Below are 24140 nucleotides of genomic sequence, written 5' to 3'. Positions count from 1 at the left end.
GGAGCGCCTAGAATGGTCGTTCACCACTTCCGCCCCGAGGAGACCCGATACGCATGACCGTCCACCCCGTCCGGCTCTTCGGCGATCCCGTTCTGCGGACCCCCGCCGACCCCGTCACCTCCTTCGACGACAGGCTGGCACGTACGGTCACCGACCTCATGGACACCGTCGATCACGAGGAGGGCGCCGGTCTGGCCGCCCCGCAGATCGGCCTGTCCACCCGGGTGTTCGTCTACACCTGTGGAGGACGGCGGGGTCACCTGGTCAACCCGGAGTGGGAGGCGATCGGCGACGAGACCGTCGAGGAGAAGGAGGGGTGCCTCTCCATCCCCGGGGTGTCGCTGCCCACCGAGCGCTTCGCCCGGGTCCGCGCCCGCGGGTTCGACCTCCACGGTGAGCCCGTGAGCTTCGAGGCCGAGGGCATCCTCGCCCGCGCGGTCCAACACGAGATCGATCATCTCGACGGCGTGCTGTTCCTCCAGCGGCTCACCCCGGAGCGTCGCCGCACGGCGATGGCCGAGATCCGCAACTCCACGTGGTTCGGCAGCGCTGCCGTCAGCGCCGGGGTCGTCTACGACGATCTGGCCGACGCGATGGCGGTGAGGTGACCGGTGCGTCTCGTCTTCGCCGGCACCCCCGAGGTCGCCGTCCCGTCCCTGCAGGCCCTCCTCGACAGTGACCGCCACGAGGTGGTGGCCGTGATCTCGCGACCCGACGCCCGGACCGGGCGGGGGCGCGGGCTGTCCCGCAGTCCGGTCGCGGCTGCCGCCGACGCCGCGGGGGTCGAGGTCCTCACCCCGCCGAACGCGCGCGATCCCGAGTTCGCCGAGCGTCTGCTCGCCCTGGCACCCGACGCCGTGCCGGTGGTCGCCTACGGCCACCTCGTTCCCCGGCCGGTGCTCGAGATCCCGGCCCACGGCTGGATCAACCTCCACTTCTCACTCCTGCCCGCGTGGCGGGGCGCCGCCCCCGTCAACGCCGCGATCGCCGCCGGCGACGAGGTCACCGGCGCCACGACGTTCCGTCTGGACGAGGGGATGGACACCGGGCCCGTGCTCGGGACGATGACCGAGACCGTCCGTCCCCGGGACACCGCCGGCGAGCTCCTGGGCAGGCTGGCGGAGTCCGGGGCCGGGTTGTTGGTCGCCACGCTCGACGGTCTCGAGACCGGCGAGTTGCGGGAGGTCCCGCAGTTGAAGGACGGGGTCTCCTACGCGGGCAAGCTCACGGTCGAGGACGCTCGGGTGCGGTGGGCGGACCCGGCACTGGCGGTGGACCGGCACATCCGTTCGGTCACCCCCGCCCCCGGTGCGTGGACGACGCTGAACGGGCAGCGGGTGAAGATCGGCTCGGCCCGCCCGGCCGACGACACCGCACCCGCCCTCGAGCCCGGGCACATCGCGTGGGACAAGAGGACCTTCCACGTCGGCACCGCGTCCGCACCCATGGCGATCGAGACCATCCAACCCCCGGGGAAGAAGATGATGAACGCGCTCGACTGGATCCGCGGCGCACGCCTCGACGACGAGGCGGCCTTCGAGTGAGCAGCGACCGTCAGGCGCCCGGGGGAGACGACCGGCGCCGGGGAGAGCAGCAGGCGCGGGGCCGCGATCAGCAGAGCCGCCGCCCCTCGGGCGGCCGCCAGCCACAGGACCGCCGCCGGGGACAGCAGCGCCCCCAGCAGCGCCCCCGGCAGAGCGCCCAGAAACCACAGCGACGGCCCGATGCGCGAGCGGTGGCGTTGGCCGTGATGGCGGCCGTCCGTGAACGGCAGGCGTACGCCAACCTCACGCTCCCGGCCGAGCTGCGGCGGGCGAAGCTCGACTCCCGGGACGCGGCCCTGGCCACCGAACTGACCTACGGCACCCTGCGCGCGCAGGGACTGCTCGACCGCATCATCACGCTCGCCTCGTCGCGTCCCGTCGAGGAGATCGACCCGCCGGTGCTCGACCTGGTCCGGCTGGGCGCGTACCAACTGCTGTTCACCCGCATCGGCGCCCACGCGGCCGTCGACACCAGCGTCGAGGCGGCGCGCACGGCGGGCCTCGGCCGAGCGGGGGCGTTCGTCAACGCCGTGCTGCGCAAGGTCTCGGCCCGGGATCTCGACTCATGGCTCGACGCGCTGCGCGAGGGGGTGACCGACCCGGTGGCGCGGATGGCGGTGGGGACCGCCCACCCCGAATGGATCGCCCGCGCGTTCGCCGACTCTCTCGGCGCCGCCGCCGGGGAACTACCCGACCTGCTCGCGGCCGACGACGCGCGGCCCAAGGTCCACCTGGCCGCGCGACCCGGTGCGATCTCGGCGGAGGAGCTCGCCCTGGTCACCGGTGGGCGCGAGGGCGAGCTGTCCCCGTACGCCGTCCACCTGGACTCCGGGGACCCGGGCACGCTCGACGCGGTGCGCGAGGGCATGGCGGCGGTGCAGGACGAGGGCAGCCAACTGGTCGCGCTGGCCGCGGCGCGGGCCCCGCTCACGGGCCCAGACACGGGTCGCTGGCTCGACCTGGCCGCCGGCCCGGGCGGCAAGGCGGTGATGTTGGGCGCGCTCGCGGAGATCGAGGGCGGGACCCTCACCGGCGTCGAGGTGTCGCCGCACCGGGCCGACCTCGTCCGCGAGGCCACACGGGACCTGCCGGTGACCGTGCACACGGCCGACGGGCGGGACCCCGGGCTCGAGCCCGGCTTCGACCGCGTGCTCCTCGACGCACCGTGCTCGGGGTTGGGTGCACTACGTCGTCGCCCGGAGGCGCGCTGGCGCAAGACCGCGGCGGACATCCCGGGCCTGGTCGCGCTGCAGCGCGAGCTTCTCGACTCGGCTCTGCGGCTGGTCCGTCCGGGGGGTGTGGTGCTGTACGCGACGTGCTCGCCACACCTGTCGGAGACGGTGTCGGTGGTCCGGGAGGCGGCACGCCGGGACGACGTGGAGACCCTCGACGTGAGGGAGATCCTCGCGGGCATCGGGACCGGGTTCGGCGAGGGCGGCGCACACGCCGCGCCGGGGGACGGCCCGTGGGTGCAGCTCTGGCCGCACCGGCACGGCACCGATGCGATGTTCATGGCGGCGCTGCGACGGAGGCACGATGCGTGACGAGACCCGGTTCACCTCGCACGGGGTGGACTGTGCGGCCTGGATCTACCGCCCGGACGCGCCGGCCGGTGACCCCTCGGCGACGGCGCCGGCCGTCGTCATGGCCCACGGGTTCGGATGCATCCGGGACCTGCGTCTGCCCGCGTACGCCGAACGGTTCCGCGACGCGGGCTTCGTGGTGGTGGTCTTCGACTACCGGCACTTCGGGGCGAGCGGCGGGTCTCCCCGTCAACTGCTCGACATCGGCCGCCAGCTGGACGACTGGCGGTCGGCGCTCGCCTTCACCCGTGCCCTGCCCGGGGTGGACCCGGACCGCGTCATCGCGTGGGGCACGTCGTTCTCCGGAGGGCACGTCCTCACCCTCGCGGGGACGGGGGAGCGGTTGGCGGGGGTCGTCGCCCAGGTGCCCCACGTCAGCGGGCCGGCCGCTGTCCGGGCGACGGGCCTCGCCGCCGTACGCCGGCTCGCCCCGGCCGTGCTCGACGACCTGTGGCGCGCGATGCGGCATCGGGAACCGCGTTATGTCCCCCTCGTCGGTCGCCCGGGGGACACGGCGGTCATGACGAGCCCCGACGCCGATCCCGCCGTCGACCGGCTGGTGGCCGACTCGGGGGTACGCCGCACCGATTTCCGCGACGACGTCGCCGCGCGGATCCTGGCGCGGATCGGCTTCTACTCGCCGATCCGCCGGGCCCGCCGGATCACCTGCCCCACGCTGGTCCAGATCGCGACCGGGGACGCCATCACCCCCGCGGCCACCGCACGCCGGGCCGCGGAGCGGATCCCGCACGGCCGGTACCTGGAGTACCCGTGCGAGCACTTCGACCCTTACGTCGATCCGCACTTCGAGAAGATCGTCGCGGACCAGGTGGAGTTCTGCCTGTCACTAACGGGCCCGACCGCCTGACCCACGGGGCGCGGTGACGGTCCCCGCCGTCGGCCGGCCCCGGAACGCGCCCGCCTAGACTGGACGCCATGTCGTACAAGCCGCTCATCGCGCCGTCGATCCTGTCCGCCGACTTCGCCCGCCTGGACCGTGAGATCGAGCGCATCCCGTCCGCCGACTGGATCCACGTGGACGTCATGGACGGTCACTTCGTCCCCAACCTGTCCTTCGGGGCGCCGGTGGCGAAGGCGGTGGGCCGGGTGACGGACACGTTCATGGACTGCCATCTCATGATCGAGAACCCGCTGCGCTGGGTGGCCGACTACGTGGACGCCGGCGCCTCGAACGTGACGTTCCATCTCGAGGCCGCCGACGACCCGGTGGCGGTGGCTGACCTGCTGCACGCCAGGGGCTGCCGGGCCGGGGTGTCGATCAAGCCGGGGACGCCCGCCGAGATGTGCTTCGAGCTCCTCGAGCACGTGGACCTGGTGCTGGTGATGAGCGTCGAGCCGGGCTTCGGCGGTCAGAAGTTCATGCCGGAGATGGTGGACAAGGTCCGCGCCCTGCGGGCCGAGATCGACCGCCGCGGTCTGGACGTGCTCATCCAGATCGACGGCGGGATCGATGCCGACACGATCGGGGAGTGCGCGGCCGCCGGGTGCGACGTGTTCGTGGCCGGGTCCGCGGTCTACGGCGCGCCGGACCCGGACGCGATGATCGGGACCCTGCGCGAGCGGGCACTCGCCGCGCGGACGTGAACGTGCCCCGGGACGGCGCGCGCGGCCGGGAACGCCGCGCCCTGGCCGAGGCGATCGCGGTCTCCCGGTCCGCCCTCGGCGTGAGCACCCCCAACCCGCCTGTCGGTGCGGTAGTGCTCGACGCGGCCGGCGCGGTGGTCGGCCGCGGGGCGACCGAGGCCCCGGGCGGGCGGCACGCGGAGGTGGTGGCCCTGGACGCCGCGGGCGAGAGCGCGCGCGGGGGGACGCTCGTGGTGACGCTCGAACCGTGCGACCACCACGGCCGCACCGGCCCGTGCACCGCCCGGGCGCTGGACTCCGGGGTCGCGCGCGTGGTCTACGCGGTGTCCGACCCCAACCCGGTGGCCGCCGGCGGGGCCGCGACCCTGCGGCGGGCGGGGGTCGACGTGGCCAGGGGCGACGACGACGAGGTGAGCGCCGCCGAGAACGGCCCGCTGAGGGCGTGGCTCCACCGTCAGGCCCACGGCCGACCGTTCGTCACGTGGAAGTACGCGGCCAGCCTGGACGGCAGGGTGGCCGCGGCCGACGGGTCGAGCAAGTGGATCACCGGGCCCGATTCGCGCCGCCACGCCCACGCCCGGCGGCAGGAGATCGACGCCCTCGTCGTCGGCACCGGGACCCTCACCGCCGACGACCCGGCACTGACCGCCCGCCTCGACCACGGCGGCCTCGCCGCCCGGCAACCCCTCCGGGCGGTGATGGGACTGACCGACGTCCCGGCCGGCGCGGCGGTGCGTGGCGACGACGGCCGGTTCCGGCACCTCGCCACCCGCGACCCCGCCGAGGCGCTGGCGATGCTGGGCGACGTGTGCCACGTCCTCGTCGAGGGCGGGCCGCGACTGGCCGGGGCGTTCCTCGCCGCCGGGCTCGTCGACGAGGTCGAGGCCTATCTCGCCCCGCTCGTGCTGGGCGACGGGCGCCCGGCCGTCTCCGGCGCCGGCGTCACCACCCTCGCCGGGGCGCACGGCTTCACCCTGCGTGAGACCACCGTGCTCAGCACGGACATCCACCTGCGCATGACAGCCAGGCCGACGGAAGGAACCCGCTGATGTTCACCGGAATCGTGGAGGAGCTCGGCACCCTCGAGTCCATCGACCGTCGGGGCGACTCGGCGCGCCTGCGGATCCGCGGCCCGTTGGTGACCTCCGACGCCGGCCACGGCGACTCGATCGCCGTCAACGGCGTCTGTCTCACCGTCACCGACTGGGAGACCGGCGGCCACTTCGACGTGGACGTCATGGCCGAGACCCTCGACCGCACCGCACTGGCCGCCCTCGCGCCGGGGGACCCCGTCAACCTCGAGCGCGCCATGCGCGCCGACGCGCGCTTCGGCGGGCACATCGTGCAGGGCCACGTCGACGGCACCGGCCGGCTCCTGGACCGCGTCGAGCACGAGCACTGGCACGTCCTGCGCATCTCCCTGCCCGCCGACCTCGCCCGGTACGTGGTGGAGAAGGGGTCCATCACCGTCTCCGGCACCTCGCTCACCGTCTCGGCGGTCAGCGCGTCGGGGGCGGCGGACGCGTGGTTCGAGGTCTCCCTCATCCCCACCACGCTCGACGCCACGATCCTCGGCGGCCTCGGAGTCGGCGACCCCGTCAACCTCGAGGTGGACGTGCTGGCCAAGTACGTCGAGCGTCTGCTGGACGGACGCGGTGGCGGGCCCGCCTGACCGGATGCGCCATACTTGAGCCCGGACCCGTGGCCGCCGCCCGGGCCCGTCCTGAGACGAGGAGACCCCGCAGCAGTGACCACCTTCGACGGCATCGAGCGAGCCATCGCCGACATCGCGGCGGGACGGGCCGTGGTGGTGGTGGACAGCGAGGACCGCGAGAACGAGGGCGACCTGATCTTCGCCGCCGAGCTCGCCACCCCCGAACTCATGGGCTTCCTTGTGCGCTACTCCTCCGGCTATGTGTGCGTCGCACTCGAGGCCGAGGACTGCCTCCGGCTCGACCTGCCGCCCATGCGGGCGATCAACGAGGACCGTCACGACACCGCCTACACCGTCACCGTGGACGCGCGCACCGGCGTGTCCACCGGCATCTCGGCCGCCGACCGCGCCCGGACCGCCCGTCTGCTCGCCGCCGCCGACACGGTGCCGGGCGACTTCACCCGCCCGGGACACGTGGTGCCCCTGCGCGCCCGGCCCGGCGGTGTCCTCACCCGCCCCGGCCACACCGAGTCCGCCGTCGACCTGGCCCGTCTGGCCGGACTGCGCCCCGCCGGCGTGATCTGCGAGATCGTGTCCGAAGAGGACCCCACCACCATGGCCCGCACCCCCGAGCTGCGGCGCTTCGCCGACGAGCACGGGCTGGCGATGGTGACCATCGAGGCCCTGCAGGCGTGGCGTCGCGCCCACGAGGTGCAGGTGGTCCACGAGGCCGCGGCCCGCGTGCCCACCCCCGCCGGCACCCTCACCGCGCACGGCTATCGCGACACCCTCCAGGGCGTCGAACACGTGGCGATGGTCGCCGGCGACATCTCCGGCGACGACCCGGTCTCCGTGCGCATCCACTCCGAATGCCTCACCGGTGACGTCTTCCACTCCCTGCGGTGTGACTGCGGTCCCCAGCTCGACGCCGCCGTCGACGCCGTGTGCGCGGAGGGGCGCGGTGTCGTGCTCTACATGCGCGGACACGAGGGACGCGGGATCGGGCTCGTCCAGAAGCTGCGCGCCTACCAGCTCCAGGACTCCGGCCGCGACACCGTCGACGCCAACCTCGACCTGGGGCTGCCCGCCGACGCCCGCGACTTCAGCCTCGCGGCGCAGATGCTGCGGGACCTCGGCGTGACGCGGGTGCGACTCATGACCAACAACCCGGCCAAGGCCGACGCCCTCCGCGCCGGTGGGGTAGAGGTGGTGGAGCGGGTGCCCATGCCCACCGCGGTCACCCCCGAGAACCTGCGGTACCTGCGGACCAAGCGCGACCGGATGGGCCACCTGCTCGAGGGGCTGGACGAGGGCCCCGCCGACCCGGCCGGCGCCGACGTGAACGGAGAGGATCAGCGATGAGCGGCAGCGGAAGACCCGAACCGGTCGTCCCCGACGCCCGCGGCCTGCGCCTCGGCGTGGTGGCCTCGACCTGGCACCAGGAGATCTGCACCCAGCTCGTCGACCGTGCCCTGGCCGTGGCCGAGGCCTCCGGCGCCGCCGTCACCCTCGCCCGCGTCACCGGGGCGGTCGAGCTGCCCGTCGTGGCCCAGGAACTCGCGCGGACCCACGACGCCGTCGTCGCGCTCGGCGTGGTCATCCGCGGCGCCACGCCCCACTTCGACTACGTGTGCCGCTCGGTGACCGACGGCCTGACCCGCATCGCCCTCGACGAGGCCACGCCCGTCGCGCACGGGGTCCTCACCACCGAGAACGAGGAGCAGGCCCGCGACCGCGACGGCCACGACGGCGCCGCGGAGGACAAGGGCGGGGAGGCGGTCGCCGCCGCCCTCGGCGCCGCGATCACCCTGCGTGAGCTGAGGACCGTCCGATGAGCGGGGACTGGGAGTTCGAGCACACGCCCCGGCGCATGCGCATCACCGTGATCGCGCTCGCCGTGCTCGTCGTCGTCGTCCACGTCATCTGGGCGGTCATCCTCGTCGACGGCGACACCGGCGTGACCATCGGCGTCCCCGACCAGCTGGCCTTCGTGGTCACCGGCCTCATCTTCGCCGGGCTCCTCCTCACCCTCCTGCGCATCCGCGTCCGCGCCGGGAGCGAGGGCGTCGAGCTGCGTGGACCCCTGCGCACCCGGGGCTGGGGCTGGGAGCACATCGTCGGCGTGACCTTCCCCCGCTCGAGCTACTGGCCGCGACTCGAGCTGCCCGCGTACGAGCACGCCGGGATCTGGGCCATCCAGACCTTCGACGGCCGCGAGGGCGTCGAGGCCATGTCCCGGTTGCGCGAGGTCATCCGCACCCACAAGCCCTCGGCCGCCGACCCCGAGACCGTCGCCGACCGCTGATCCGCCGTGGCCGACCCGCGTACCTACCGCCCGGCCCCCGGCTCGATCCCCACGGAGCCGGGGGTCTACCGCTTCCGTGACGAGCACGGGCGCGTCATCTACGTGGGCAAGGCCAAGAACCTCCGCGCCCGGCTGAGCTCCTACTTCGCCGACCTGTCGCTGCTGCACCCGCGCACCCGCCAGATGGTGACCTCCGCCGCCGGCGTGCAGTGGACCGTCGTGTCCACCGAGGTCGAGGCGCTCCAGCTCGAGTACACGTGGATCAAGAAGTACGACCCGCGGTTCAACGTCCGCTACCGCGACGACAAGACCTATCCGATGCTCGCCGTCACCGTCGGCGAGGAGGTCCCGCGCGCGTTCGTCTACCGCGGGCCCCGACGCCCGGGCACCCGCTACTTCGGTCCCTACTCCCACGCGTGGGCCATCCGCGACACCCTCGACACGCTGCAGCGGGTCTTCCCCGTCCGCTCGTGCTCGGCCGGGGTGTACAAGCGTCAGGCCCAACTCGGACGCCCGTGCCTGCTCGGCTACATCGACAAGTGCGCAGCCCCGTGCATCGGCCGCGTCACCCCGGACGAGCACCGGCTCATCGTCAACGAGCTCATCGACTTCCTCGCCGGCCGCACCGACGCCATCATGCGGCGCATCGAGAAGCGGATGATGGAGGCCTCCGCCGACCTGGACTTCGAACGCGCCGCGCGCCTGCGCGACGACCTCGGGGCGATGCGCCGCGCGATGGAGAAGCAGGCCGTGGTGCTGGGCGACGGCACCGACGCCGACGTCGTGGGCGTCGAGGTCGACGAACTGCAGGTCTCCGTCCAGGTCTTCCACGTGCGCGGCGGACGCATCCGCGGTCAGCGCGGGTGGGTGGTCGAACACGCGCACGGCGTCGACGAGGACGGCGAGTTCGACGCGGCCCGGGCGATCCCCGGCGTGGTGTCCGACTACCTCGCCCAGTTCTACGGCGGCGAGGCCGACCTCGCGGAGGCGGCCGAGTCCGGCGACATCGCCTCCGCCGTGCCCCGCGAGGTGCTGGTGCCGGCCCTGCCCGAGGACTCCGACGAGCTCGCCGACTGGCTCTCCGGCCTGCGTGGGTCGCGCGTGTCCCTGCGGGTGCCCCGGCGCGGGGACAAGCGGGCCCTGGCCGAGACGGTGCACCGCAACGCCGTCGAGGCCCTGACCCAGCACAAACTGCGCCGCAGCGGGGACCTCACCGCCCGTTCCGCCGCCCTGCAGGAGATCCAGGAGACCCTCGAGCTGGACTCGGCGCCGCTGCGGATCGAGTGCGTGGACATCTCCCACACCCAGGGCACCGACGTCATGGCCTCCCTCGTGGTGTTCGAGGACGGCATCCCCCGCAAGAGCGACTACCGCCTCTACCGCATCCGGGACGCCGCCGGGGACGGCCACTCCGACGACGTCGCCAGCATCGCCGAGGTCACCCGCCGACGCTTCCGGCGCCACCACGAGGACCCCGCGCTCACCCCCGACGAGACGGACGGACCGGTCGACGACGAGGCGGGCGGCACCGACGCCACCCCGCCCGCCCGCCGGTTCGCCTATCCGCCGCAGTTGTTCGTGGTCGACGGCGGGCGCCCGCAGGTCGAGGCGGCAGCCGAGGTGCTGTCCGAGCTCGGGGTGACCGACGTGCCGGTGATCGGCATCGCCAAGCGGCTGGAGGAGATCTGGCTGCCGGGGGAGGAGTACCCCGTCATCTTCCCGCGCCACGGCGAGGGGCTGTTCCTGCTCCAGCGCCTGCGCGACGAGGCCCACCGGTTCGCCATCCGCGCGCACCGGGGCGCGCGCTCCAAGCGGATGACGGCGTCCGTGCTCGACGACGTGCCCGGCCTCGGGCCCACCCGCCGCGCGGCCCTCGTCGAGAAGTTCCCCACCGTCTCCGCGTTGCGCTCCGCGAGCATCGAGGACCTCTGCGCCGTCCCCGGCATCGGGCCCGGCGTCGCGGCGTCGATCAGGGCCACCCTCGGGTCCGGCGGCCCCACCGGACCGGAACCCGGACCCGAACCCGAACCGGGGCCGGGCGTCGGGGTCGGGGACACGGCCGTGGGGGACGTGGAAGACTCGGCGGGGCAGCCCGGGGCGGGCACGACGAACGACGCGAGGTGACACGATGGACGACCACGGCGACGACCGGGGCCGGGAACTCCTGCTGATCAGCGGGATGTCGGGAGCGGGCAAGGGGACCGCGTCGAAGGTCCTGGAGGAGTTCGGGTGGTACGTGGTGGACAACCTCCCACTGCCCTTCGTCGGGGAGTTCCTCGGCATGTTCGACGACTCCGGTGACGAGCCCCGGCGGCTCGCCGTGGTGGCCGACACCCGCAGCCTCGGGTTCGACGAACACCTCGGCGAGCTCCTCGACCAGTTCACCGGTCGCGAGAGGTCGCGCATCCTCTTCCTCGACGCCTCCGACGAGGCACTGGTGAGCCGGTTCAACAACGTGCGCCGCTCCCATCCCCTGCAGTCCGGCGGCGGGCTGATCGACGGCATCACCCGGGAGCGCAGGATCCTCGAGGGACTGCGCGGCCGCGCCGACGTCGTCGTCGACACCACCTCGCTGAGCGTGCACGACCTGCGCCACCGGCTCGAGACCCCGTTCGGGGACCTCGGCTTCGACTTCCATCTCACCGTCGAGTCGTTCGGGTTCAAGTACGGCGTCCCGGTGGACGTCGACATGCTCCTGGACATGCGCTTCCTGCCCAACCCGCACTGGATCCCCGAACTCCAGCCCCACACCGGACGCGACAAGCCGGTCCAGGACTACGTCCTCGCCGACGAGTCGATCGAGGAGTACCTGGGCGCGGCGGTCACGATGATCCGCCTCGCGATGACCGGTTACCGGCGCGAGGGCAAGCGGTACATGACGATCGCCGTGGGGTGCACCGGCGGCAAGCACCGAAGCGTCGCCATCTCCGAATCACTCGCCGGCAGGCTGTCCGGTCTCGACGCGGTCGACGTCCACGTCCGCCACCGCGACCTCGGACGGGAGTGACGGCCCGGATGTCCGCGTCCACCACCCGGATCCCGTCACTCGTCGCGCTCGGCGGCGGGCACGGCCTGTCCGCCACCCTGAGGGCGGGCCGGCTCGTCGCCGACCACGTCACCGCGGTCGTGACCGTCGCCGATGACGGCGGTTCCTCGGGGCGCCTGCGCCGCGAGCTCGGCATCCTCCCGCCCGGTGATCTCCGCATGGCGCTGTGCGCCCTCGCCGGCGAGGACGAGGAACACGAGAGGCTCACCAGGCTGTTCCAGCACCGCTACGGCGGCACCGGGGCGCTGGCCGGCCACGCCGTCGGCAACCTCGTCTTCGCCGGACTGTGGGAACTGCTCGGCGACCCCATCGAGGCACTCGACGCGGTGGGATCGATCCTCGGCGTGACCGGGCGGGTCCTGCCCATGTCCCCGGTCGCGCTCGACATCGCCGCCGAGGTCGTCGGGCTGGAGGCCGATCCCAGGGTCGTGCGCACGATCATCGGGCAGGTCGCCGTGGCCACCACACCGGGCAGCGTCCGGCGGGTCCGCCTCATCCCCGACGCCCCGCCCGCCGCCGACGGCGTCGTCGACGCGATCGAGCAGGCCGACCTGGTGGTGCTCGGCCCGGGTTCCTGGTTCACCAGCGTCATCCCCAACGTCCTCGTGCCGGAGATCGCCGCGGCCCTCGCCCGGACCACCGCCGCCAAGGCGCTCGTGCTCAACCTCGCACCCCAACCGGGGGAGACGGCCGGGTTCTCCGCCGAGCAGCACCTGCACGTCCTGCGGCAGCACGCGCCGGGGATCGACGTGGACGTCCTGCTCGTGGACCCGCGGATGCCGCTGAGCGGGACCGAGCGGGAGCACCTCGAGCGCGCCGCGGCCGGCTTCGGCGCCCGGGTGGTGACCGCGGAGATCGCGAAGACCGGAACGGATGGGACCATGAGGGCTGTCCACGACCCCGCCCTGCTCGCGACGGCGCTCGCCGCTTCGCTGCCGGGAGGCGCGGGGTGACGACCGGAGAACGAAGGAGCAGGGCGTGTCGCTGACCGCACAGGTCAAGTCCGAACTGGTGAGGGTCCCCGTGGGGAACACCGAGACCAGGAAGGCCGAGGTCGCCGCGCTGCTGAGGTTCGCCGGCACCCTGCAGGTGCTGTCCGGGCGGCTCGTCATCGAGGCGGAGGTCGACTCCGGCGAGGTCGCCGACCGGCTCACCGGCGAGCTCGACGCGCTGTTCTCCGTGGCCTGCGAGGTGCACCCGATCGGGGGCTCGGGCGGCCGTCCCGCCCGCAAGTTCGTCATCCGCGTCATCAACCGCGGCGCCGACCTCGCCCGACAGCTCGGACTCGTCGACACCGCGGGCCGGGCGGTCCGCGGTCTGCCCGCGGCCGTGGTCGGCGGCTCCGTCGCCGCGGCCGAGGCGGCGTGGCGCGGCGCCTTCCTCGCGCACGGGTCGCTCACCAAGCCCGGGCGCTCCTCGGCGCTCGAGGTGACGGCCCCCGGCGCGGAGGCGGCGATGGCGCTCGTGGGGGCGGCCCGCCGACTCGGTGTGACCGCCAAGGCCCGTGAGGTCCGCGGAGGGGACCGGGTCGTGATCCGCGACGCCGAGGCGATCGGCGTCCTGCTGGCCCGCCTCGGCGCCACCTCCACCAGGGACGTCTGGGAGGAACGGCGCTCCCGTGGCGAGGTCCGCGCCACCGCCAACCGGCTCGCAAACTTCGACGACGCCAACCTCCGCAGGTCCGCCCGCGCGGCCGTCGCGGCGGCCGCCCGCGTCCAGCGCGCGCTCGAGATCCTGGCCGAGGACGTCCCGGACCACCTGCTCGCGGCCGGCGAGCTCCGCGTTCAGCACCGGCAGTCCTCGCTCGAGGAACTCGGCCAGCTCGCCGACCCGCCCATGACCAAGGACGCGGTCGCGGGACGGATCCGCCGGCTGCTGTCGATGGCCGACCGCAAGGCCGCGGAACTCGGCATCCCCGACACCGAGTCGGTGGTGACCGAGGACATGCTGGACGACGCCTGATCCGCCCCCTGAACACCCTGCACGGGGCCGGGCGGCGGCGGGTAGTCTGGGTCACGTCCCCGGGCCCCACCCGGCCCCGGTGACGTCCAGCGTTCTCGCACCACCAATAAGGAGACATGAAGTGACCGTGCGCGTAGGCATCAACGGATTCGGACGTATCGGCCGCAACTTCTACCGCGCGGTGGAGGCTCTCAAGGCCGAGGGCAAGACGGACATCGAGATCGTCGCCGTCAACGACCTGACCACGAACGACATGCTCGCTCACCTGCTCAAGTACGACTCGATCCTCGGGCGCCTCGGCAAGGACGTCACCTACGACGAGAACTCCATCACGGTCGGCGGGACCAAGATCGGCGCGCTCGCCGTCAAGGAGGGCCCCTCCTCCGTGCCGTGGGGCGACTACGGCGTCGACGTCGTCGTCGAGTCCACGGGCATCTTCACCTCCGCCGAGAAGGCCCGCGGCCACCTCGAGGGCGGCGCGAAGAAGGTCATCATCTCCGCCCCCGCGTCGGACGAGGACATCACCATCGTGATGGGCGTCAACGACGACAAGTACGACGGCTCGCAGACGATCATCTCGAACGCCTCCTGCACCACCAACTGCCTCGCGCCGGTGGCCAAGGTCCTGTCCGACGAGTTCGGCATCGTCAAGGGCCTCATGACCACCATCCACGCGTACACGCAGGACCAGAACCTGCAGGACGCGCCCCACAAGGACCCGCGTCGTGCCCGCGCCGCCGCGCTGAACATGGTCCCGACCTCGACCGGCGCCGCCAAGGCCGTCTCCCTGGTGCTGCCCGAGCTCAAGGGCAAGTTCGACGGCTACGCCGTGCGCGTCCCGCTGCCCACCGGCTCGCTGACCGACCTCACCGTCGAGCTCGAGAAGAAGGCCTCGGTCGACGAGGTCAACGCCGCGGTCAAGGCCGCCGCCGAGGGGCCGATGAAGGGCATCCTCAAGTACACCGAGGATCCCATCGTCTCGTCCGACATCGTCACCGACCCGCACTCGTCGATCTTCGACGCGCCGCTGACCAAGGCGATCGACGGCCAGATCAAGATCGCCTCCTGGTACGACAACGAGTGGGGTTACTCCAACCGTCTGGCCGACCTCATCGGCCTGGTCGGCAAGTCGCTCTGAGACCTTCGGGCCTGACGACACCGCACCACCACCGGGCCCGGTCCGGGTACGCCACGAGCGTCCCGACCGGGCCCGGGCCACATCGACCGGCGCCGCACGGTCAGCTGACCCACCGGTGGCCCAGCCACCTCTCTCCCGACAGGAGTTCCACCACATGGCCGTGAGCACGCTCTCCGACCTGCTCGACGCCGGCGTCGAGGGTCGAAAGATCCTCGTCCGCTGCGACCTCAACGTCCCGCTCGACGGGACCACCATCACCGACGCCGGTCGCATCACCGCCTCCCTGCCCACGCTCAACGCGCTGCTCGACGCCGGTGCGGCGCTCGTCATCACCGCGCACCTCGGCCGCCCCAAGGGCGAGGCCGACCCCGCGTTCTCCCTCGCCCCCGTGGCGGAGAAGCTGGGTGACGAGCTGGGCCGGTACGTCCAGCTGGCCGGCGACGTGGTGGGGCCGGACGCACGCGAGCGGGCCAACGGACTGACCGACGGCGACGTCCTCCTCGTGGAGAACGTCCGGTTCGACGCCAGGGAGACGAGCAAGGACGAGTCCGAGCGCGCGGCGTTCGCGGCGGAGCTCGCGAGCCTGGTGGGCGAGGACGGGGCGTTCGTCTCCAACGGTTTCGGCGTGGTCCACCGCGCCCAGGCCTCCGTCTACGACGTCGCCAAGCTCCTGCCCGCCTACGCCGGCGATCTCGTGCAGAGCGAGGTCGAGGTGCTCGCCGACCTCACCGGTGATCCGGGGCGTCCCTACGCCGTGGTGCTCGGTGGCTCCAAGGTCTCCGACAAGCTCGCGGTGATCGAGGCGCTGGCACCCAAGGTCGACACCCTCGTGATCGGCGGCGGCATGTGCTTCACCTTCCTCGCCGCGCAGGGCCACGGCGTGGGCTCCTCGCTCCTGCAGGAGGAGATGATCGACACCTGCAGGGACCTGCTGGCCAGGTACGGCGACGTCATCACCCTGCCCGTGGACGTGGTGGCCGCCGACGGGTTCGCCGCCGACGCCCCGCACACGACCGTGTCGGCCGACTCCATCCCCGAGGGGAAGATGGGCCTGGACATCGGCCCCGAGTCGGTCGCGGCGTTCGCCGAGAAGCTGCGTCCGGCGAAGACCGTGTTCTGGAACGGCCCCATGGGCGTCTTCGAGTTCGAGGCGTTCTCCGCGGGCACGCGCGGGGTGGCCGAGGCGATCATCACCGCGACGAAGGACGGGGCCTTCTCGGTGGTCGGCGGAGGCGACTCCGCCGCCGCCGTGCGCACGCTGGGTCTGGGGGAGGAGAACTTCTCCCACATCTCCACCGGCGGCGGCGCCTCGCTGGAGTACCTCGAGGGCAAGGAGCTGCCCGGCGTCACCGCCCTCGAGCGCAGCAACTGACCCGGCCACTTCAGGACCACAGGAGAGAACATGGCACGTACCCCGCTCATCGCCGGCAACTGGAAGATGAACCTCAACCACCTCGAGGCGATCGCACTCGTGCAGAAGGTCGCCTTCGCCCTCCCGGAGAAGTACCTCGAGAAGGTCGACGTGGCGTTCATCCCGCCGTTCACCGACATCCGGGGCGTCCAGATCGTCATCGAGGGCGACAAGCTCGGTTTCGCCTACGGGGCGCAGGACGTCTCGGTCCACGAGTCCGGGGCGTACACCGGCGAGATCTCGGCCGCGATGCTCGCCAAGCTCGGCTGCACGTATGTCGTCGTGGGCCACTCCGAGCGCCGCGACTACCACGCGGAGACCGACGAGCTGGTGGCCGCCAAGGCCGCGGCCTCCCATCGTCACGGCCTGTCGCCCATCGTCTGTGTGGGGGAGAAGCTGGAAGTCCGCGAGGCCGGCGACCACGTCGAGTTCGTCGTGAACCAGCTCAGGGGGTCGCTGGCCGGTCTGTCGACCGCGCAGCTGGCCTCCACGGTCATCGCCTACGAGCCCGTGTGGGCGATCGGCACCGGCAAGACCGCCTCGGCGTCCGATGCCCAGGAGGTGTGCGCCGCCATCCGCTCCGCGCTCGCGGAGCTCGCCGACGCCGAGACGGCGGAGTCGATGCGGGTGCTCTACGGCGGCAGCGTCAACGCCTCGAACGTCGGCGAGCTCCTCGAGCAGCCCGATGTCGACGGCGGTCTCGTGGGCGGGGCCTCCCTCAAGCCCGACGAGTTCGCCCAGCTGAGCGCCATCGCGGCCGGCGGCCCGCTGCCCTGACCCGCCCCCGGTGTGCCCGGCCCCCGTCGGCCCGGCACGCCGGGACCGACCACGGACTGCCGACCGGGTAGTCTGTAGCGGTCGCACCCGACCGCCCGACCTGACGTGAGGCACGATCCCTACATGAAGCTCGCCCTGGACATCTTCCTCATCATCACCAGCCTGCTGCTGATGCTGTTCATCCTGCTGCACCGCGGCAAGGGCGGTGGCCTGTCCTCGCTGTTCGGTGGCGGTGTCCAGTCGAGCCTGTCCGGCTCCAGCGTCGTCGAGCGCAACCTCGACCGGGTCACCGTGGTCGTGGCGATCCTCTGGGTGATCGCCATCATCGCGGTCGGCCTGCTCGTCCGCTTCGGCTGATCGCGCCGCGGGGCGGCCCGCACGCATCGCGACACGGGGTGCGCACTCTCCTCGGAAGGGAGGGTGCGCACCCCGTGTCGTGTCGGCGGCTGAGCGGGTCAGCTCACCATGGAGGCGGCGGGTCCGTCGAGGTGGTACGTGGTCGACTCCGTCCCGACGGCCCCGGCGACCGGCCAGTCCGCCGGATCGGCTCCGCCGAGCCCCTCGGCGACGGCCCGGGCCTTCGCGTCTCCCGTCGCGACGATGATGACGTGTCGGGAACGACGCACCGCGGGAAGGGTGAAGGTGAGGCGCTCCGGCGGGGGCTTGGGGCAGTCCCTGACGCCGACGGCCAGACGGTCGGTCTCGGCGATCGCCGGAGTGTGCGGGAACAGCGAGTCGATGTGACCCTCCGGCCCCATTCCCAGGATCGTGACGTCGAAGAGGGGATCGTCACCCGAGGGCAGGTCCCTCGCGGCTAGAAACGCCTCCGCGGCGGCGTCGACGTCGTCGAAATCCTCGCCACGGGCGGGCCACCGGTGCACTGTCGCCCGGTCTCCCACGGCGTCGAGCAGGACCTCGGCGAGCTGTCCGTCGTTGCGCTCGGGGTCATCCGCCGGGACGAACCGCTCGTCCCCGAGGTAGATCGTGACGCGACTCCAGTCGACTGCGGAATCCGCGAGGGCCGCGGCCGTCTTCACGCCGACGGACCCGCCGGTCAGGGACAGCGTCGCCCGCCCGGCGGCGGCGATCCGTTCGTTGAGATGGCCCGCCGTGGCGAGGGCGGCGGCCTCCGCGAGGGCCTCGGCGTCCTCGTGGACGAGGTGACGGCTGACTGGCATCGGCGCTCCTGTCGTTGTGGTGGGTGGGGGACTGACGGCGGACCCGGCGCCCGGCCCGCGGGCCGGGCGGTCGGTCAGCGGATCGACGCGGACGTGTAGATGACCCGGTCGTGGTTGGCCAACGCGTCGGCGTACACGCCGTCGGTGTCCATGCGGCGGAGCTCCTCCGCCAGGCAGTCGGCGACGCTGCGTCCGACGAGTGCCACCCGCGTGGGCGGCTGCCCGGTGATGCGCAGCTCGGCCGACGTCGCACTGACCTGCTCGATCACGATCGACCCCGAGGCCCGTTCCAGGACGACCATCCTGGGCCCCACGGCGCGGAGCACATCGATCCCGAGCCGGGAGGCCAGCCACCCGCCGGCGAGGTCGACCGACGCGGCACGCTCGGGCCCACACACCGTGGCGCCCGTGATCGGCTCGAACGGCGGCCGGTCCAGGGTCGCGGCGAGCAGCGACCGCCAGTGCGTGATGCGGGCCCACGCCAGGTCGGTGTCGCCGGGGGAGTACCCGGCGGCGCGCTTGGCCAGCGCATCCGTCGGGTGGCCCTCCGCGTCCGAGTCGACGATCCGTCGACGCGCGAGCCGTCCCACACGGTCCTCGGACAGCAGCGTCGGGGAGTGACGGGGCCACCACACCGCGAGCGGGGTGTCCGGCAGGAGGAGCGGGGTGACCAACGATGCCGACTGCGAGGCCATCGCGCCGGAGGTGCGCAGCACGACGACCTCTGCGGCGCCGGCGTCCCCGCCGACGCGGATCTGGGCGTCGAGCCGGTCGGCGTCCGCCCGTCGCCCACGGATGACCACGATCACGCGGCACGGGTGCTCCCGACTCGCCTCGTTGGCGGCGTCGATCGCCGACTCGCTGCCGCGGACGTGGTCCGTGATGACGATGAGCGTGAGCACCCGGCCGATCGTGCTGAGGCCCGCCTCCTCACGGATCTGCACGAGCTTCTTGGAGATGTCGCGGGTCGAGGTGTCGGGTAGGTCGATGATCACGGTCGCCTCCATGCGCGGCCGCTACGGGCCAGGATCTCGTCGGCGCCCTTCGGCCCCCACGTGCCCGCCTGATACTGCTCGGGCTGCCCGTCCGACTCCCACTCCCGCAGCACCGGGTCCAGCAGCTGCCAGCTCAGCTCGACCTCGCGCGAGACGGGGAACAGCGACGGTTCCCCGAGCAGGACGTCGAGGATGAGCCGTTCGTAGGCCTCGGGGGAGGACTCGGTGAACGCCTCGCCGTACGCGAAGTCCATGTTGACGTCGCGGACCTCCATCGCGGTCCCCGGGACCTTGGAACCGAAGCGCAGCGTGACGCCCTCGTCCGGCTGGACCCGGATCACGAGCGCGTTCTGCCCGAGTTCCTGCGTCATCGTCGCGTCGAAGGGCAGGTGGGGGGCACGCCGGAACACGACCGCGATCTCGGTGACCCGTCGACCCAGGCGCTTCCCGGTCCGCAGGTAGAACGGCACCCCCGCCCAGCGACGGTTGTGGACCTCGAGGGTGATGGCCGCGTACGTCTCGGTGGTCGAGGAGGGGTCGTAGCCCTCCTCGTCCTTCAGACCCACGACCTGCTCCGAACCCTGCCACCCGCCGGCGTACTGGCCGCGCGCGGCGGTCTCGGAGACGGGCAGGGCCAGCGAGGTGGACTCGAGGACCTTGGTCTTCTCCGCGCGCAGGGCCGCGGCCGAGAAGTCGGTCGGCTCCTCCATCGCCACCAGCGCCATCAGCTGGATGAGGTGGTTCTGGATGACGTCGCGCGCCGCACCGATGCCGTCGTAGTAGCCGGCCCGGCCGCCGAGACCGATGTCCTCGGCCATCGTGATCTGCACGTGGTCGACGTGGTTGGCGTTCCACACCGGCTCGAACAGCTGGTTGGCGAAGCGCAGCGCCAGGATGTTCTGCACCGTCTCCTTGCCGAGGTAGTGATCGATCCGGAACACCGAGTCCTCCGGGAAGACCGCACCCACCACGGAGTTGAGTTCACGCGCGCTGGCCAGGTCGTGCCCGAAGGGCTTCTCGATGACCACGCGGCGCCAGGATCCCTCCGGGCCCCGGGTACAGCCCGTGCGATCGAGGTGCCGGCAGACGGTCGGGAAGTCATCCGGGGGGATGGACAGGTAGAACGCGTAGTTGCCGGCGGTGCCCCGTTCCGCCTCCAGGGCGACGAGCTGGTCCGCCAGGCGGTCGAAGCCCTCGTCGTCGTCGAAGGTCCCGGTCACGAACCTCAGGCCCGCGGCGAGTTGCTCCCACACGTCCTCACGGAACGGCGTGCGGCACCGCTCGCGAGCCTGCTCGCGGGCGAACGCCGCGAACTCCCCGTGCGACCACTTGCGTCGACCGAACCCGATGAGGGAGAACCCGGGCGGCAGGAGACCTCGGTTGGCCAGGTCGTAGATCGCCGGGATGAGCTTCTTCTTGGACAGGTCCCCGGTGACGCCGAAGATCACCAGTCCCGACGGTCCCGCGATCCGCGGCAGTCGCCGGTCCCGGGGATCGCGGAGCGGGTTGACCCACCCCTCGGGGGCGCCGATCGAGGTGTCGGCGACGGACGCGTCCACGCGGTCGGGGTCGGTCACGACTCCGACGGGATCTCGTCGATCCGCGCCCTCACCGTGTCGAGGAGGTCGTCCCACGCGGTGACGAACTTCTCCACACCCTGGCGCTCGAGGAGGGCGAAGACCTCGTCGAGGTCGATCCCCTCGGCGCGCAGCGCGTCGAGCGTGGCCCGGGACGCCTCGGCGGTCCCGCGCACGGTGTCACCCTCCACGACGCCGTGATCGGCGAACGCCTCGATGGTGGCGAACGGCATGGTGTTGACGGTTCCGTGCGTCACGAGTCCGGTCACGTACAACGTGTCCGGGTACGCCGGGTCCTTGACGCCCGTGGAGGCCCAGAGGAGACGCTGCGGCCGGGCGCCGCGGTCCGCCAGTTCGCCGAAGCGGCCCGCCGGGTCGAAGACCTCGTCGTACACCTCCTGGCACAGACGGGCGATGGCCAGACCGGCCTGACCGCGCAGCTCGGACGTCTCGGGCAGGCGCGAGTCGATCTCGGTGTCGAGCCGGGAGACGAAGACGGACGCGACGGAGTGGATCGTCGACAGATCGTGCCCGGCGGCCACGGCCTGTTCGAGCCCGGTGAGGTACGCCTCGGCGACCTCGCGGTACTGCTCGGCCGAGAAGATGAGCGTGACGTTGACGTCGATGCCCTTGCCGATGACGTCGGTGATCGCGGGCAGCCCGGCCGCGGTGGCCGGGATCTTGATCATGACGTTGGGGCGGTCCACCGCGGCGAAGAGTTCGACCGCCTGCCGGACGGTCTCCTGCGTGTCGTGCGCCAGCCCCGGGTCGACCTCGAGGGAGACGCGCCCGTCGACGCCGTCGGTCGCCCGGTACGTGCCCGCGAGGACGTCGCAGGCGTCGCGGACGTCCGCCGTCGTCAACGCCCGGACCACGGAGTCGAGGTCGCGGTCGGCTCGGACGGCCTCGGTGAGTGCGGTCTCGTAGGCCGTCGAGTCCGCCAGGGCCGACTGGAAGATCGCCGGGTTGGTGGTGACCCCCACGATCGAGTAGGCGTCCATCCGCTTCTCCAGCTCGCCGGTGGCCAGCAGCTGGCGGGACAGGTCGTCGAGCCACACCGACACGCCGGCGGCGCTCAGAGCGGCGAGATTGGCGTTGGTCATCATGCCTCCCCGGCAACGGCCGCGAGCGACTCGCGGGCGGCGGAGACCACCGCGTCGGCGGTGATCCCGAACTCTTCGAACAGGGTCTCGTACGGAGCGGAGGCACCGAAGTGCTCGAGGGACACCGCCCGGCCGGCGTCCCCGAGGAACCGGTGCCACGGCATGGCGATACCGGCCTCGACGGAGACGCGGGCGCGCACGGCGCGGGGGAGGACCGACTCGCGGTACTCCGCGTCCTGCTGGTCGAAGAACTCGACACACGGCATGGACACGACGCGGGTGGGCACGCCCTGGGCCTCGAGGGTCTCCCGGGCGGCGACCGCCAGCTGTACCTCGGACCCGGTACCGAGGAGGATCACCTCCGGCGTTCCCGTCGACGCCTCGGCGAGGACGTAGCCGCCGCGCTCGACACCCTCGCGGGCGAGCTCCGCGGTGCCCTCGAGCACCGGGACGTTCTGACGGGTGAGGCACAGGCCCTTGGGGCCGTCGAGGGCCATGAGCATCGCCCGCCACGCGGCGGCGGTCTCGTTGGCGTCCGCGGGACGCAGGATGGCCAGGCCGGGGATGGCGCGCAGTGCGGCGAGCTGCTCGACCGGCTGGTGGGTCGGGCCGTCCTCGCCGAGGCCGATCGAGTCGTGGGTCCACACGTAGTACGCGTTGCTGCCCTGGAGCGCGGCCAGACGGACGGCCGGGCGCATGTACTCGCTGAAGATGAGGAACGTGCCGCCGTAGGGCCGCGTGGGCCCGTGCAGCGCGATGCCGTTGAGAACGGCCGCCATCGCGTGCTCACGGATGCCGAAGTGCAGGTTCCGCCCGTACGGGGAGGCGGTCCACGTGTCGGTGGTGATCGACGCGGGCCCGAAGGAGTCCTCGCCCTTGATCGGGGTGTTGTTGGAGCCGGCGAGGTCGGCGGAACCGCCCCACAGCTCCGGCAGGGTGGCGGCCAGTGCCTGGATCGCCTCGGCCGAGGCCTTGCGGGTGGCCACGCCCTTGGGGTCGGCCTCCCAGGTGGGCAGGCCGGCGTCCCAGCCCGCGGGCAGCTCGCCGGAGTAGAGACGGTCGAACAGCGCCTTGCGCTCGGGGTTGGCCTCGGCCCACGCGTGGAACATGTCGCTCCACTGCGCGTGCACGCGGGCGCCGCGATCGCGGGCCGCCCGGGTGTGCGCGATGACCTCGTCCTCGACGGTGAACGGCTCGGTGCCGCCCATGCCGAGCGCCTCCTTGACGGCGTCGACCTCGTCCTGGCCCAGCGCCGCACCGTGGGCCGCGCCCGTGTTCATCGCGTTGGGCGCGGGGTAGGCGATGATCGTGCGCAGGACGATGATCGACGGCTTGTCCGTCACCGCGCGGGCGTCGGCGATCGCCTCCTCGATGGCCGCCACGTCCTCACCGCCGTTGACCGTCTGGACGTGCCAGCCGTAGGCCTCGTACCGGGCCGCCACGTCCTCGGTGAACGCGATCTTCGTGTCGTCCTCGATCGAGATCTCGTTGTCGTCGTAGATCACGACGAGGTTGCCGAGTTGCTGGGTCCCCGCCAGCGAGGCCGCCTCCGCGGTGACGCCCTCCTGGACGTCGCCGTCGGACGCGATCACGTAGATGAAATGGTCGAACGGGCTCTTACCCGCGGGGGTGTCCGGGTCGAACAGTCCGCGTTCGTAGCGCGAGGCCATGGCCATACCGACCGCGGAGGCCAGCCCCTGGCCCAGCGGGCCGGTCGTGATCTCCACGCCGTCGGTGTGCCGCCACTCCGGGTGGCCCGGCGTCTTGGAGCCCCACGTGCGCAGGGCCTTGAGATCCTCGAGTTCGAGGCCGAAGCCGGCGAGGTACAGCTGGATGTACTGGGTCAGCGACGTGTGGCCGCACGACAGTATGAAACGGTCCCGCCCGACCCATGTCGGATCGGACGGGTCGTGCCGCATGATGCGCTGGTAGAGCGTGTAGGCCAGCGGGGCGAGGCTCATCGCGGTGCCCGGGTGACCGCTCCCGCACTTCTGCACGGCCTCGGCGGCGAGGACGCGCGCGGTGTCCACGGCGCGGGTGTCCAGTTCGGTCCAGTCGGATGGGTGGCGGGCGGTGGTGAGCTCGGTGATCTCCGACGCGCTGGTCACTTGTGGTTCTCCCGGGTCTTTTGGATGCGGCGCGGATCCGCGCGTATGTCTCCACCCACCTTAGTGGTCGCGGCCACGGCGGGCGTACCGTCCCCGCCCCCGCTCTTTCGCGGACCACGTGGGGGGGACGTAGTATCGGCTCGGTAGTGCGTTG

At 72.5% G+C, this 24140-nt stretch carries 23 protein-coding genes; 18 read left to right on the top strand and 5 right to left on the bottom strand.

Annotated features, from left to right (window positions below):
- Window positions 1-53 precede the first annotated feature (53 nt).
- The 18 genes from def to secG all read left to right on the top strand — a co-directional run bounded on the left by def (window position 54) and on the right by secG (window position 17382).
- Window positions 54-608 carry a peptide deformylase gene (gene def, locus RWK90_RS01035; protein WP_314033822.1) on the top strand — a complete coding sequence of 185 codons (555 nt, stop codon included), beginning with the start codon at window positions 54-56 and terminating at the stop codon, window positions 606-608.
- Between the two features lie 3 nt (window positions 609-611).
- Complete coding sequence (gene fmt, locus RWK90_RS01030; RefSeq protein ID WP_314033820.1) at window positions 612-1544, top strand: methionyl-tRNA formyltransferase; 933 nt, start codon at window positions 612-614, stop codon at window positions 1542-1544.
- 206 nt (window positions 1545-1750) lie between these two features.
- Complete coding sequence (locus RWK90_RS01025; RefSeq protein ID WP_396230250.1) at window positions 1751-3088, top strand: RsmB/NOP family class I SAM-dependent RNA methyltransferase; 1338 nt, start codon at window positions 1751-1753, stop codon at window positions 3086-3088.
- Window positions 3081-3995 carry an alpha/beta fold hydrolase gene (locus tag RWK90_RS01020; protein ID WP_314033816.1) on the top strand — a complete coding sequence of 305 codons (915 nt, stop codon included), beginning with the start codon at window positions 3081-3083 and terminating at the stop codon, window positions 3993-3995. The genes RWK90_RS01025 and RWK90_RS01020 overlap by 8 nt, the downstream gene beginning before the upstream one ends.
- A gap of 68 nt (window positions 3996-4063) precedes the next feature.
- Window positions 4064-4732: a ribulose-phosphate 3-epimerase gene (gene rpe / locus RWK90_RS01015; protein WP_314033814.1), complete on the top strand. Its 669-nt coding sequence runs from the start codon at window positions 4064-4066 to the stop codon at window positions 4730-4732.
- Window positions 4733-4734: 2 nt separating this feature from the next.
- A complete protein-coding gene (ribD, locus tag RWK90_RS01010; protein ID WP_314034716.1) occupies window positions 4735-5781 on the top strand; it encodes a bifunctional diaminohydroxyphosphoribosylaminopyrimidine deaminase/5-amino-6-(5-phosphoribosylamino)uracil reductase RibD in 1047 nt (348 codons plus the stop codon).
- Complete coding sequence (locus tag RWK90_RS01005; protein WP_314033813.1) at window positions 5781-6404, top strand: riboflavin synthase; 624 nt, start codon at window positions 5781-5783, stop codon at window positions 6402-6404. Before ribD ends, RWK90_RS01005 begins: the two co-directional genes overlap by 1 nt.
- A 75-nt stretch (window positions 6405-6479) precedes the next feature.
- The gene (locus RWK90_RS01000; protein WP_314033811.1) at window positions 6480-7748 is read left to right on the top strand and encodes a bifunctional 3,4-dihydroxy-2-butanone-4-phosphate synthase/GTP cyclohydrolase II; all 1269 of its coding nucleotides are present in this window, start codon (window positions 6480-6482) and stop codon (window positions 7746-7748) included.
- A complete protein-coding gene (ribH, locus tag RWK90_RS00995) occupies window positions 7745-8221 on the top strand; it encodes a 6,7-dimethyl-8-ribityllumazine synthase (RefSeq protein WP_314033810.1) in 477 nt (158 codons plus the stop codon). Before RWK90_RS01000 ends, ribH begins: the two co-directional genes overlap by 4 nt.
- On the top strand, window positions 8218-8691 hold the full coding sequence (locus RWK90_RS00990) for a PH domain-containing protein (protein ID WP_314033808.1): 474 nt from the start codon (window positions 8218-8220) through the stop codon (window positions 8689-8691). The genes ribH and RWK90_RS00990 overlap by 4 nt, the downstream gene beginning before the upstream one ends.
- A 6-nt stretch (window positions 8692-8697) precedes the next feature.
- Window positions 8698-10815: an excinuclease ABC subunit UvrC gene (gene uvrC, locus RWK90_RS00985; protein ID WP_314033807.1), complete on the top strand. Its 2118-nt coding sequence runs from the start codon at window positions 8698-8700 to the stop codon at window positions 10813-10815.
- Window positions 10816-10819: 4 nt separating this feature from the next.
- The gene (gene rapZ / locus RWK90_RS00980; protein WP_314033804.1) at window positions 10820-11698 is read left to right on the top strand and encodes an RNase adapter RapZ; all 879 of its coding nucleotides are present in this window, start codon (window positions 10820-10822) and stop codon (window positions 11696-11698) included.
- An 8-nt stretch (window positions 11699-11706) separates the two neighbouring features.
- On the top strand, window positions 11707-12690 hold the full coding sequence (yvcK, locus tag RWK90_RS00975; protein ID WP_314033802.1) for a uridine diphosphate-N-acetylglucosamine-binding protein YvcK: 984 nt from the start codon (window positions 11707-11709) through the stop codon (window positions 12688-12690).
- Between the two features lie 25 nt (window positions 12691-12715).
- On the top strand, window positions 12716-13699 hold the full coding sequence (gene whiA, locus RWK90_RS00970) for a DNA-binding protein WhiA (RefSeq protein ID WP_314033800.1): 984 nt from the start codon (window positions 12716-12718) through the stop codon (window positions 13697-13699).
- 121 nt (window positions 13700-13820) lie between these two features.
- Complete coding sequence (gene gap, locus RWK90_RS00965; protein WP_314033798.1) at window positions 13821-14837, top strand: type I glyceraldehyde-3-phosphate dehydrogenase; 1017 nt, start codon at window positions 13821-13823, stop codon at window positions 14835-14837.
- 154 nt (window positions 14838-14991) lie between these two features.
- Window positions 14992-16209 (top strand): phosphoglycerate kinase, encoded by a 1218-nt coding sequence (locus RWK90_RS00960; protein WP_314033796.1) that lies wholly within the window; start codon window positions 14992-14994, stop codon window positions 16207-16209.
- Window positions 16210-16239: 30 nt separating this feature from the next.
- Entirely contained in the window at window positions 16240-17025 is a 786-nt protein-coding gene (gene tpiA / locus RWK90_RS00955; RefSeq protein ID WP_314033793.1) for a triose-phosphate isomerase, read from the top strand.
- Between the two features lie 123 nt (window positions 17026-17148).
- Window positions 17149-17382 (top strand): preprotein translocase subunit SecG, encoded by a 234-nt coding sequence (gene secG, locus RWK90_RS00950; RefSeq protein WP_314033792.1) that lies wholly within the window; start codon window positions 17149-17151, stop codon window positions 17380-17382.
- A 98-nt stretch (window positions 17383-17480) separates the two neighbouring features.
- Here secG and pgl read toward each other — a convergent pair whose 3' ends face one another.
- The 5 genes from pgl to tkt all read right to left on the bottom strand — a co-directional run bounded on the left by pgl (window position 17481) and on the right by tkt (window position 23986).
- Entirely contained in the window at window positions 17481-18203 is a 723-nt protein-coding gene (gene pgl, locus RWK90_RS00945; RefSeq protein WP_314033789.1) for a 6-phosphogluconolactonase, read from the bottom strand.
- A 74-nt stretch (window positions 18204-18277) separates the two neighbouring features.
- Window positions 18278-19198 carry a glucose-6-phosphate dehydrogenase assembly protein OpcA gene (locus tag RWK90_RS00940; RefSeq protein ID WP_314034714.1) on the bottom strand — a complete coding sequence of 307 codons (921 nt, stop codon included), beginning with the start codon at window positions 19196-19198 and terminating at the stop codon, window positions 18278-18280.
- Window positions 19195-20775: a glucose-6-phosphate dehydrogenase gene (gene zwf / locus RWK90_RS00935; protein WP_396230249.1), complete on the bottom strand. Its 1581-nt coding sequence runs from the start codon at window positions 20773-20775 to the stop codon at window positions 19195-19197. Before zwf ends, RWK90_RS00940 begins: the two co-directional genes overlap by 4 nt.
- Window positions 20772-21881, bottom strand: coding sequence for a transaldolase (tal, locus tag RWK90_RS00930; protein WP_314033787.1), 1110 nt, complete (start codon window positions 21879-21881; stop codon window positions 20772-20774). The genes zwf and tal overlap by 4 nt, the downstream gene beginning before the upstream one ends.
- Window positions 21878-23986 carry a transketolase gene (gene tkt, locus RWK90_RS00925; RefSeq protein ID WP_314033785.1) on the bottom strand — a complete coding sequence of 703 codons (2109 nt, stop codon included), beginning with the start codon at window positions 23984-23986 and terminating at the stop codon, window positions 21878-21880. Before tkt ends, tal begins: the two co-directional genes overlap by 4 nt.
- Window positions 23987-24140 lie beyond the last annotated feature (154 nt).

The sequence above is a fragment of the Dietzia sp. CH92 genome (assembly GCF_032248695.1).
In the GTDB taxonomy this organism is placed as follows: Bacteria; Actinomycetota; Actinomycetes; order Mycobacteriales; family Mycobacteriaceae; genus Dietzia.
Note: the sequence above shows the minus strand (reverse complement) of the source record. Positions and strands in the feature narration are given on the sequence as shown.